This is a genomic window from Woronichinia naegeliana WA131 (assembly GCA_025370055.1).
Classification (GTDB): domain Bacteria; phylum Cyanobacteriota; class Cyanobacteriia; order Cyanobacteriales; family Microcystaceae; genus Woronichinia; species Woronichinia naegeliana.
On sequence record CP073041.1, the window covers coordinates 7,408,741 to 7,420,467 of the forward strand.

Below are 11,727 nucleotides of genomic sequence, written 5' to 3' on the forward strand. Positions count from 1 at the left end.
GCTCATAGAATTGCCACAGATTCTTAAAAATTTTCGGTCTGGGAGGCCAGCAAAGGGCATGGGTAGCTCTAGGGTGGTAGAAGCTTGAATAAATGCAATTATAGGAGATCTCGAAGAAGGGTTATCTTTTCTGAGTTTCTTGAAACAAAAAGATAAGATACAAAATAGGAGCATGCACAATCCCAGAATATTAAGCAGTACATTCTTGCTTTCCCCATCTAGAGATTTTCCAAGATAAATATTATGACTGAACAAGAGCAATTGACTCGTATTCTAACCCTCGTCGAGTTAAGCAATTCCCGTCTCGATAAACTTGATCAAGATATACGAGCGACAAACCAACGCCTTGAGCAAGAAAGTAAAGTGGCAACTCAGCGCCTTGAAAATGAAGTTAAACGTTGGGACGATCGCTTTTTTCAGTTGGTTAAAGAACAGGGCCAAACGGCGAGAACCATTATTATTGCGGCTGCTTCCGTGGTGGTATTGAGTCCAGTGTTAGGAGCCGTGACTGAATTTGTGGGTCGATTTTTAGTTAAGCGATCGCCCTTCTAATCATTTAGAGAAAAAGGGAGAAAAGACTACCTAACGGTAGCGAAAAAACGTCGTCCGTCAAAAAAAGAAATTAGAAGAAAATAAATAATTTAAAATTTACACGCTATATGCAGGCATCATTAGCCATCACAACACTAGATATAGACAGAGAAGGAAAGACTATAGTAGTGCGTTTATCAGTGCTTTTGTGCTGCATAAAGAGGCGTACTTTTGTTGATCAGCAGATTGTGATTCCTGAAACCTTTGTGGGGAAGCACTTCTGTTAATCTAGACTTGTTCGTATTAATTAAAATTCTTGTTGCCAAGTACGGAATGTGGGGTCCAAGCTTGTTTCCACAGCAATACTAGCGAGTAATCGCTTGACAATCGTTTTAGCTTGTTTTCCACTGGCGGGGATCAAACGATGGGCCAGAACATGGGGGGCCACAATTTTGACATCATCAGGAATCACATAATCTCGTTCTTCCAAAAAGGCGTAGGCTTGAGCCGCTTTCTGCAAGGCAACTGTTCCTCTCGGACTCACTCCCAAGGTAATTTCTTCATCTTGACGGGAGGCCCGCACTAAATTCAGTAAATATTGTTGGAGTTCTGGCGTTACTTTTACCTGCGTAACCGCCATCTGAAGCGATTGAACAGTTTCAAGAGAAATACAAGGTTGGAGTTCATCTACGGCGAAGGGATGTTGCTGACGTTGCAGCATTTGCAATTCTTCGACTTCGGTGGGATAACCCAGGGTCAAAGAAAGGGTGAAGCGATCCATTTGGGCTTCTGGCAGAGGAAAAGTTCCTTGATACTCAATCGGGTTTTGAGTTGCGATCACAAAAAAAGGATGGGGGACTTGGTGTGTTTCACCATCCACAGTCACTTGCTTTTCTTCCATCACTTCCAGTAAGGCTGACTGGGTACGAGGGGTCGCCCGATTAATTTCATCGGCTAACAGAACGTTGGCAAAGGCCGGGCCCTGTAGAAATTCAAAGGCCCGATTACTGGGATTCCAAATATTCGTTCCCGTAATATCACTGGGTAATAAATCGGGAGTACATTGGATGCGTTGAAATTTGCCATTAACGGAGCTGGCTAAAGACTTGGCTAAAAGCGTTTTTCCCACTCCAGGGACATCTTCTAATAAAGCGTGTCCTCCACTGAGAAGGGCAACTAACACTAGACGGATAGCTTCGGTTTTGCCAACAATCGTACGACTTAGGTTATCGGTTAGGGTAGTGATTTGTTCACGCATAGAGTTTTGGTTTAGGCCGTACTCAGGGAATTAGCTAGGCAAGAGTAAGGAGGATCGTTTGAGATAACTGTCTTAAGCATAATGTTATTTGCCTAAGAATAAGTCTATCGTCATCTTCCTCACGATACCAACGGCGATCGCCCTGAGATCTCTAATAACTGGTAAAACGAACCCCTAAAGTACTGGTACTTTCAATTTAACTCCCTAGTCGTTAGTAATCTGCTAAGTCACGGGTACTTTAGTTCAGGAAGAATGCTTTTATTGTGTTAAGTTTTGCAACAAAATCATCGTTCTGTAAAAATTGCTACAGTTTTCTGTGCTATATTTTAATCAAAGAGGTAAAGAATACTTCAAACAAGCAATTCTCTCCTCAAGCAATCGAAATTTTTTATCCAGCGCATTACCGAGTTAATCGGAGGGAATGATTATGAATACCGAACAACAAGCCAGAGCCTTAATGAATCGTCAGCAACAAGCGGTTAAAAACCGTCAGCAATCCATGCTTGAAAGAGCCGCTAATGAGATCGGTTTGGATGGCGATCAAAAAAATCAGAAGTAAGTCGCGATAATTCAGGCTTAGACAATTAGGAATAAAAAGGGTGGGAACTTTTGCCCACCTTAATTTTTGGCGTTTTATACTGAATACAGCCTAGATCACCGCCTAAAATCATTTTGATGTTTTCCTTTGCCCGTCCCTTTTATCCGCTCATGTTACAGATCACCCGTCGCAATCCCGAAAGTGGTCATAAGTTGCTGATCGAGAGTTTGAAGAAGATAGATCAATGGAGTCGAATAACCAGAAGTCCACTGCTTTTCCAAGCTCTAGATCAGAGTTTTAGCTATCCTGATGCTCGCCTTACCCAGCAATGTTGGGGATTGACCTTTCCTAACCCGGTAGGATTAGCGGCGGGTTGTGATAAGGATGGAGAAGCGGCGGCCCTTTGGCCCCATCTAGGTTTTGGCTTTGCAGAATTAGGGGGTGTTACCTTGCATGGTCAACCAGGTAATCCTCGGCCACGTTTGTTTCGGTTGCCTTTGGATCAGGCTGTTTTGAATCGTTTAGGGGGCAATAATCAAGGGGCCAAAGTAGTTGCTGAACGCTTACAACAAACCTGGAATGCCTATCCCCGTTCTACTCCCGTCGGCATTAATTTAATTAAGTCTAAAATTACGCCCTTAGAAGCAGCCACCGAAGATTATGTCCAGAGTTTTCAAGCCTTAGAAAAGGTCGCCGATTATTTTGTGGTTAATGTTAGTTCTCCGAATACACCAGGGCTGCGATCGCTGCAAAGTTCGGAAGAGTTAGGCAAAATTCTAGCGGGTTTACAGGCAGTTAATAGTAACAATAAACCTCTATTGGTTAAAATTGCCCCTGATTTAACATGGGAAGAAATTGATCAAATTCTGGATTTAGCGAAAACCTATCAATTAGCTGGCATTGTGGCAACGAATACCACTTTGCAACGGGACGGTTTAAAGACTGAGATTTTGGCAGCAACGGGTCAAGCAATTCGGATTGAGGCTGGTGGCATTAGCGGCGCACCCCTGCGTCAACGCTCGACGGAAATTATTCGTTACCTTTATCAAAAAACGGAAGGAACTTTACCCCTTGTTGGAGTGGGTGGGATTTTTTCTGCCGAAGATGCCTGGGAAAAAATTCAAGCCGGAGCCAGTCTTTTACAGCTTTATACGGGCTGGATTTACCAAGGCCCCTGGCTCATACGAGATATTTTACAAGGTCTGACCCAAAAGCTAGAGGAACAAGGACTTGACCATATTCAACAAGCGGTGGGAAGCGAAAAGATTTAACGATCTACTCTGTAAAAGTTGGGGGATGGATTCTATTTTGGATATTGGCTTGGGAATTTTCTAAACCTTCCGCTTTAACTAAAGTTTCTAGAGTTTGGGATAATTTTTTAAAGGCTTGGGGAGAATATTCAATTAGATTTGAGGGCTTTAAAAAGGTTCCCACACTAACTGTTGCGGCGGATCGAAAGGTTCCTTGGTTGTTTAAGAGAAAGTTAGAACCCCCAAAATAATCGGCGATCGCTTTTGGTGTGGATTGACCGATCAAAATGGTGCTAACCCCTGGAATTTTTTCGATCAAACCCCAGGCATCTTCGACGGCGACGAGCAAGTAATAGGGCGGAAACTGGTTAATCAGTTCTATGACTGCGGTTAAATTTTCGACGACCACAATCAGACCTGAGTGAGAGATCGCCTTTTCCAACCAAATGTCTAAAGTCTGGGATTGAACATGTTCCCGTACTGAGGTTTGCACGGCTTCAGCAATCTGGAGATCAGACGTAATCAGGACAAGAGGTGCGTTGGGATCTTGTTCGACTTGGGCTAACAAATCCAGGGCAATTTGCGAGGGATTAGCCGTACTGTCTGCCACGATCATAAAATAACTACGGTTGAGGGGACTGTCAGTATTGACTACCGTATTGACCATCTGTTTGGCCAAGCTGACTTCCCAATCTCCTACACCAGTTAAAACTTCAACGGGGGCGATCGTTTCGGTTCCATAGGCCAAGGCAGCGATCGCCTTTGCTCCTTCTAAGCGGTAAATTTCTTGAATGCCGGCTTCCTGGGCCGCAACTAACAGATCGGGGGCAATTTTTGCCTCTGGGCCAGGGGGCGTGACCAGGACGACCTGGGGAACTTGAGCAATTTTGGCGGGGATCGCCTGCATGAGCAGATTGCTCAGTCTAGAACCACGATGGCCCGTAACATAGAGTCCGGCTCGTTTGACCGGATAATGACGTTGGGCCCAGACAATTTCATCTTCACCAAATTTGACCCAGGATTTGGGCAATTGTTGACGGTGAAACAACTCTAGCTGGCGACAAGTGGCTTGGATGGCATTTAATAAATCCTTCGAGATCTGTTGATAAGCCGCATCTAATTCTGAACCACTGACGCGCAGACTAGGCAGCTTGGTTGGTTGAGGATCGGGCCAGGAGAGCAGGGCCAAGTCTTTGTCCTGTTTAACCCGCTCTAAAATGGCCTGTACCCTGGTGATTTCAGCTTGCCATACCTCGTCGCTAAGGAGATCACCAAGGGGCACGGGTACGCGATCGCCCTGGGGATGGGGAGTTTGTATCAAACGTTTGAGTTCGATAATGGCTTCCCCATACTGAGTGATAATTCGCAGCAAGTCGCCCATATCCTCACCGTCGCTACTAAATTAAGGGTGACTGAAAAATCACTCCTCTAGCTTAACCTGAATTTTTGGGGAAGGATGGAAGTAACGGGCTCCAGAGGTACAGGTTTCTCGAATTTCCACGGAATGGAGTCCATGTAAACCCCTCAGACTGATTTGGTGATAGATCCATTCGGCGATCGCTTCACTGGTCGGATTTTCCAGTCCGGTCGTTTCATTAAGATAGTGATGATCTAGATAATCCTCCAAAATAGGGTTTAAATAGGCACTAATTTTGCCAAAATCGATAACCATTCCTTTTTGTGAACCTTCCGTTTGTAACTGTTCCCCTTCGACATAAATTCGGCCAGTCCAACTATGGCCATGTAAACGCAGCAATTCTAAATTCAAACGGTAACATGAAATACAGACGTTATCTCGCTTTTATGAGGTCAAGAGAGATTTCGCTGATTTCTGACGTTTTTCGTACTTCCTCCTCGAATCTTAGCCTCTTGGAGAGTCAGCAACCATTGGTGTCAACTTAAGCCAAAATGCCTACTCACAAAAGATTAGCCTAAAAGCAGGCGGGGCTCTCCCCTTGTCTGTGTGTAATGTTATGTTACGAGTTAAAGCAAGCTAACAATTTAAGCCGTAGATGCTCAAAATTAGCAAATCCATAACTTTTCCTTTTTATTAATTTAATTTTTGTATTCATCCCTTCCGTTAATCCATTAGTTGTATGGTTTTCAAAATAATTGCATATACCTGTCAAATGAGTTTTCAGCATACCCACACTTTTTTTATAGAATAGGCTCGCTGTTCTCATCCATTTTTCAAATTTTCTCCTTGCACCATTTGTCGTTCTTGAATGCTCATAAATATCTCTAATCTCTTCCTTCATTTCATACGCTATTCCTAAACAAGGATACATTTTCAATATCTCTTCTAACTCTTCTCTTTTTTCTTCTTTTAACTCTTCTTTATTTTTCCATAATAGACATCTCCATAATACTATAAAATCGACAAATATGCTATAATCATAGAAATTTAGACAGGAGTAACTATGCCTGAATACATCTATATGTGGGCTTATATTCAAAAACAGCCTCAAGAAACAAAGAGGTTGTTAGGAATAGAGTACCCAAAATTATTAGAGCTTATAACCTATGGCAAATTACTTAAAAAAGAATTTGAAGAAAGCAAAACCACACTGATTAAAGCAGGTGGTGGAAATAAACCGAAATTATCAGAGGAGTAGCAAATAGTTTTAATGCTAGTTTACTTAAGGCATTATCCGACCTTTCAGCTACTAGGAATAATGTTTGAAATAAGTGAATCGTCTGCCCATAATATATTCAATTATTGGCAGTCACTATTCGGAGAAAATTTACCAGCAAGTCTATTTGAACAACTAAAAAAGTTGCCAGAAGAAATAGAAAAAGTTAAAGAGGAGCTAATCCAACATGAACTAATAGTGGATGCGACAGAACAACCAGTAGAAAGACCTTTAGGGCAGGAGGCACAAAAACCATACTACTCAGGTAAACAAAAAAGGCATACCTCAAAAAGCCAAATAATCATTTGCCCAAAAATCAAGGAGATTGTGGATGTTGTGATAGGAGAAATAGGTTCAAAGAGCGATGTACAAATATTACATCAAAGATTGGCTAAATTCCATCAAGAACCTGACTTTTCCCGTTAAGTGCGGATTGCAAGCTGCCAGCCTTGGCAAAGGTCATGCAACTTCAACCAACCGCGCCAAAGGACTTGGATACCGAGAGGAGTTTTACGACGATGTTCAAGATAACCACCAAGAAAAGCAACAGACTCGACAGCCCAAGCAACAGTCAAAATAGGGGGAAGTTTTTGAGAGGCGGCTGCTTTTAACACCTGAAGTTGAAGAGGATTAAGAATTTCAATCGCGAGAGCATCGGGCTGGGTACGATGAAGATAAGTAACGTGTAAAAGTTCAACAGCAATGACACTTAAAAAACCCAAAAGAGTTTTCATTCCATCAGAGGCAAGTCGATAACGCTCACTCTGACAACCAGACTTAAGGACTTTATGAAATTCTTCAACCCGCCATCGGTAGGTGTACCAACGAAGAATAGTGACAGCCATCTCAATAGTCTCAACAACTTCTGTAGTCAGAAGCATCCAAGATAAAGGAGTTTCGCCTTCGGGACAATCGATTTCTGTCGCATAAACAGCATAGACATTCAACGGGTCACGATTATCAAAACGATAGGGAGTTCGTAGATTAACTGAGCAAAATCGGACGGCAAGCTTAACCTTCCGTGCTTTTCTTTTTCCTGTACTCGGAATCTCGATTTCTTGATGAAAACGAATCGGTTCTGATTCCAAATGTTGCCAAAGTCGTTCACTATTTTTGTCTAAACTACGATTATGAGACGCTCTGACCAGCACTCCTGTATGCTTGAGTTGACGCACTGAGTCAAAGACTTCTGAAACATCTCCTTCTCTGTCAAATACATGAATTACCCTCGTTGAACTTTCTACCTGTTTCTCACAGGTGTTTAGAGCCTCTACCCATTTGTAGGATTCTTTTTCCTCAAATGGTCTTTGACGAGCTGCTTTTCTTTGTTCTTTCTGTCTTTCTTTTTTCTGCTTCGCCGTTTCATCTGTTGGGGGCTTTTCTTTTACCTCCCTATTCCACAGTTTTTGCCATAATAAACCTAATACTTGTCCTTTTTCTGGCTCAATTGCTAAAGCACTATGCAGTATTAATCCATTCCCTCCTTTTCCAGTCGGCCCATACCCTTCCCTTTTTTCCTTGATATTGCGATAATCTAAGAAGGTCGTATCTCCGACTGATAGCATTATCTTATATTCTTCTACGGCGGCAGTTGTCATTTCACAGTGCGGCTCTATTATCTTGACAAAGTCTGTTTTCGGATTCCCAAAAATTCATAGGCCCTCTTTAACTCGTTTCCTCCCTTAAACACTTCTGATGGGTGTGACCTTTAGTTGATGAAGGAAAAGAAAAGTGTTAACATGGGATGAAAAGTGACAAAGAGGAAACAATGATGACAGCAAAACTAATTAATGTAGAGGGTTCAAAGATAAAAATAGAACTAACATTAGAACTCAGTCGTTCAATGTTGGATACAGAAATAAATATTCAAAAAGGCTTAAACGAAGTAGGTTGCATCGCCAGCAAAGAAGCCTTGAAATATTTAGATACAGATGGTTCACCCTTAAAAATCGGTGAAGAAATCTGGAAGAGTAAGGGAGAGCAACCGAAAGAATATCAAACACCTTATGGTGAGGTTATAGTGAATCGTCATGTATATCAGCGTTCAGTAGGAGGAAAAACGTATTGCCCCTTAGAAAGAGAAGCAAGGATAATCATAACATCAACGCCATTATTGGCAAAACAGGTATCCTCAAAAATGTCAGGGATGGCAGGCAAAGAGGTGAAAAATGATTTATTAGAAAATCATGGTAGAAAAGTAGCGCTATCCTATATCCAAAGATTGAGTGAAGCAGTAGGAAGTGTGGTACAGGCAAAAGAAGAAGCGTGGAGTTATGCCCCGCCCAAGGAGGATAGCCAAATTGCAACAGTGGGAATAGGATTAGATGGAACCTGTATGCTGATGTGTGAGGATGGCTACCGTGAAGCAATGGTGGGAACCGTTTCCCTATACGATAGTGAGGGAGAACGTCAACATACAATCTATCTAGGTGCGGCACCAGAGTATGGAAAAAAGAGTTTTCTAGAAAGATTAGAAAGAGAAATTGAGCGAGCGAAAAACCGTTATCCAGAGGCAACATTGGTCGGGATAGCAGACGGGGCAGAATCAAATTGGAAGTTTTTAGAAAAGCAAACGGAAGAACAGATATTAGATTTCTATCATGCCTCTGGTTACTTAGGTGCCTTGGCAGAAGCGTTGCATCCTAATACAGTGTCAAAACAAAAAGAATGGTTGACTGAAAATTGTCGAGAACTCAAGCATGAAAAAGGAAAAGCAGGAGAACTGCTAAATCTGATGAAAGAAGTCAAAGAAGAAAAAAGTCATTCTAAGAATCTTACCGAGAAACTACAAGCGGCGATTACTTATTACGAGAATCATCAGCATCAAATGGATTATGCTGAATACATAGAGAAAAAGTATCCGATTGGTTCAGGTGTTACGGAAGCAGCTTGTAAGACGTTGGTCAAACAACGATTATGTTGTTCAGGGATGCGATGGAAGGAAAAAGGAGCAGGAATTATTTTGAGCCTACGAGCTTTGGTATTGACCAAGGAACGATGGAGTCAATTTTGGGCAAAACTTGATCAATATGGGTTCCCTGTAGAACCCTGATTACAACAGCTTTTATCAACTAAAGGTCGCACCCCTTCTGATAAGGCTTTTCCAAACCCCTCACTTAACTTTTTCCCAATCGAGAAGGCACGATTGTTTAGCCTCTCGTCTCCCAATTCACAACTGGCAAAGTTTTTTGTCCACCATTCCAACATTTTTTGACCTGCCCTTTAAGATTTTCTCCATTTTACAGTCTCATACTCCCTTCATCCTTTGTTTTTGAAATTTGAACGATAAGCGGGATGATGGCTTCAGAATATTTTTTTCCTGTCAAGAGAATCATTACTCAAACCCTTGCCAGATAAAGCCTCTAGAAGTTTGCATTGCTGGATTTTGGACTTAACGGGAAAAGTCAGCATCAAGAACAAGGCTTTCTAGGTGATAAAGCCTACGAGGGAGAATTCCAATTAGGGCTTGCTGAAAAAAGCTGAAACCTTTACGGAGAAAAATAGTAGGCGAATTAAGAACCGCTAGAATGCACGAAAATAGGGTAGAATGCCTCAAAACCATTGCATTAAGAAGAGAGAAAGCAGATGTACCGAAAGCAACAGTACTCAATTGAAACACCAGAAAACTTGAAAAATCTGTTCGGCGGGCAGTTAGACGAAGAAAATCGTTGGATAGAAATGTCAAAAATGATTCCCTGGGAAGAATATGAGGAAGAATATGCAAAAAACTTCACAGAAAAAAAAGGAGCCCCAGCCAAATCATTTAGAATGGCATTAGGAGCATTAATTATCAAAGAAATTTCAGGAAAAAGTGACAGAGAAACAGTAGAACAAATAAAAGAGAACCCTTATTTACAGTACTTTATAGGAATGGAAAGCTATAGTAGCAAAGAAGCATTTAATGCGTCAATGATGGTTCATTTTCGTAAAAAAATAGGAATGGAATTAATAAATAAAATTAATAAAGAAATAGAAAAAAAGCGACGGGTGTAGCGTCAGAAAAAAAAGAAAATGAAGGAAAGTTATTGTTAGATGCGACTTGTACACCAGCAGATATAAAATATCCAACGGATATAGGAATATTGAATGATGCCAGAGAAAAAACAGAAAAAATAATAGATAAGCTGTATGAAGAAATAAAAGAGAAAAGGAAAGAAAAGCCGAGGACTTATAGGGAAGTGGCAAGAAAAGAGTACTTAGCCATAGCAAAAAAACGTCGTGTGTCAAAAAAAGCAAGAAGAAAAGGAACAAAAAAACAACTAGGATATATAAAAAGAAACTTGTCTGATATAGAAAAAATGATAGAAGAGGGAGCAAAGTTAGAAAAACTAACGAAAAAAGAGCAAGAAGAGCTTGTAACGATAGGAAAAGTGTATGAGCAACAGTTAGAAATGTATGAAAAAAAGACAAATAAAGTAGAAAACAGAATTGTGAGTGTAAGCCAACCTCACGTGCGTCCAATAGTGCGTGGAAAAGCGGGAAAAGCAGTAGAGTTTGGAGCTAAAATATCGGCAAGTAATGTGAATGGCTTTGTCTTCTTAGACAAATTAAGTTGGGATAATTACAACGAATCGGGAGATTTACAAGCGCGAATAGAAGAATATAAAAGGGAAACAGGATGTTATCCGGAATCGGTTCATGTGGATAAAATCTATCGAACAAAAGCGAATCGAGCTTATTGTAAAGAAAGGGATATAAGAATGAGTGGTCCCCGATTGGGAAGACCGCCGAAAGAGGTGAGCAAAGAAAAAAGAAAGAGGCACGCTCAGATGAAAGAGTGCGTAATGCCATTGAGGGTAAATTCGGACAGGGAAAGAGGAAATTTAGTCTTGGTCGAGTGATGGCCAAACTACCTGAGACCTCGGAAACGGTAATTGCGATGAACTTTTTGGTAATGAATCTTTCTACTCTACTTCAGAAGACAAAAAAGAAAACAAAAAGTAAAAAGTTGTAGAGTCGTTTTTCTTGTGAAAAATGGTGTTAATTTTCCTCTCTTTTGTGAGGAGTGATTTGTGTTGACCTTTTTAGGCAGAAAGGAACAATAGATTAAACAAAATCTGTATTTTGATTTGTTTCCATAAGGATAAGTTATCTATGCTTTTTCAGTCCATACTTCCCTAACCCACATTTCTTTCGTTTTTTGACTTTTTCAGCAAGCCCTATTTATTATTACTCTTTTCCACAGGTTTAGAACACGACCCTTTGTCTACACCGATTTCGATAAACTTAATCTCGTAGCGTTTCTCAATTTCCAAGCAAATTTCTCGCAAGACTTCATCGACCTGTTCATCAAACACAGCTCGTCGATATTTTGCTGGGAACACTAGATGATAGAGCAAAACAGATACGTTATGGCTTTTGTGAATATACTCCCTCATCCTCATATTTTACGCCGCAGAGCGGCGGGGAATTAACCCATAGAGATTAAAAAATAAAGAAGACCTAAAAGAGGAGGAGTTAGAAAAATTAGAATTGGTGTTAAAGCAATCCTTGGTGTAAAATTTTTGTTGATTACAT

Annotated in this window: 11 protein-coding genes and 3 pseudogenes; 7 read left to right on the forward strand and 7 right to left on the reverse strand. The window is 41.0% G+C overall.

The genetic code is table 11. The annotated features are described in order from the left end of the window. The first annotated feature begins 243 nt into the window (after positions 1–243). A complete protein-coding gene (locus tag KA717_37665) occupies positions 244–552 on the forward strand; it encodes a hypothetical protein (GenBank protein UXE61075.1) in 309 nt (102 codons plus the stop codon). 286 nt (positions 553–838) lie between these two features. Here the strand turns inward: KA717_37665 and KA717_37670 are convergent, their stop codons facing one another. Next, positions 839–1,789: a MoxR family ATPase gene (locus KA717_37670; protein UXE61076.1), complete on the reverse strand. Its 951-nt coding sequence runs from the start codon at positions 1,787–1,789 to the stop codon at positions 839–841. A 675-nt stretch (positions 1,790–2,464) separates the two neighbouring features. On the opposite strand from KA717_37670, the gene KA717_37675 reads away from it, so the two are divergent. Beyond that, complete coding sequence (locus tag KA717_37675; protein ID UXE64907.1) at positions 2,465–3,598, forward strand: quinone-dependent dihydroorotate dehydrogenase; 1,134 nt, start codon at positions 2,465–2,467, stop codon at positions 3,596–3,598. 4 nt (positions 3,599–3,602) lie between these two features. Here the strand turns inward: KA717_37675 and hisD are convergent, their stop codons facing one another. The 3 genes and pseudogenes from hisD to KA717_37690 all read right to left on the reverse strand — a co-directional run bounded on the left by hisD (position 3,603) and on the right by KA717_37690 (position 5,931). Next, entirely contained in the window at positions 3,603–4,949 is a 1,347-nt protein-coding gene (gene hisD / locus KA717_37680; GenBank protein UXE61077.1) for a histidinol dehydrogenase, read from the reverse strand. Between the two features lie 48 nt (positions 4,950–4,997). Further along, a complete protein-coding gene (locus KA717_37685; GenBank protein ID UXE61078.1) occupies positions 4,998–5,345 on the reverse strand; it encodes a 6-carboxytetrahydropterin synthase in 348 nt (115 codons plus the stop codon). 208 nt (positions 5,346–5,553) lie between these two features. After that, positions 5,554–5,931: pseudogene (locus tag KA717_37690) on the reverse strand (transposase). Positions 5,932–6,015: 84 nt separating this feature from the next. Here KA717_37690 and KA717_37695 point away from each other — a divergent pair. After that, entirely contained in the window at positions 6,016–6,192 is a 177-nt protein-coding gene (locus KA717_37695) for a hypothetical protein (GenBank protein ID UXE61079.1), read from the forward strand. A 12-nt stretch (positions 6,193–6,204) separates the two neighbouring features. Beyond that, positions 6,205–6,636, forward strand: a complete 432-nt coding sequence (locus KA717_37700; protein UXE61080.1) for a transposase — start codon at positions 6,205–6,207, stop codon at positions 6,634–6,636. Here the strand turns inward: KA717_37700 and KA717_37705 are convergent. Beyond that, on the reverse strand, positions 6,633–7,808 hold the full coding sequence (locus tag KA717_37705) for an IS4 family transposase (GenBank protein ID UXE61081.1): 1,176 nt from the start codon (positions 7,806–7,808) through the stop codon (positions 6,633–6,635). The genes KA717_37700 and KA717_37705 overlap by 4 nt on opposite strands. Positions 7,809–7,981: 173 nt before the next feature. Between KA717_37705 and KA717_37710 the strand changes: the two genes are divergently transcribed. Further along, complete coding sequence (locus KA717_37710; protein ID UXE64908.1) at positions 7,982–9,262, forward strand: ISKra4 family transposase; 1,281 nt, start codon at positions 7,982–7,984, stop codon at positions 9,260–9,262. Here the strand turns inward: KA717_37710 and KA717_37715 are convergent. After that, positions 9,235–9,417 carry a transposase gene (locus KA717_37715; protein ID UXE61082.1) on the reverse strand — a complete coding sequence of 61 codons (183 nt, stop codon included), beginning with the start codon at positions 9,415–9,417 and terminating at the stop codon, positions 9,235–9,237. The genes KA717_37710 and KA717_37715 overlap by 28 nt on opposite strands. Positions 9,418–9,795: 378 nt before the next feature. Between KA717_37715 and KA717_37720 the strand changes: the two genes are divergently transcribed. Beyond that, positions 9,796–10,203, forward strand: a complete 408-nt coding sequence (locus KA717_37720) for a transposase (GenBank protein UXE61083.1) — start codon at positions 9,796–9,798, stop codon at positions 10,201–10,203. A 398-nt stretch (positions 10,204–10,601) separates the two neighbouring features. After that, positions 10,602–11,164, forward strand: a pseudogene (locus tag KA717_37725) (transposase). Between the two features lie 247 nt (positions 11,165–11,411). Here KA717_37725 and KA717_37730 read toward each other — a convergent pair. Next, positions 11,412–11,588: pseudogene (locus tag KA717_37730) on the reverse strand (transposase). Positions 11,589–11,727: the final 139 nt, after the last annotated feature.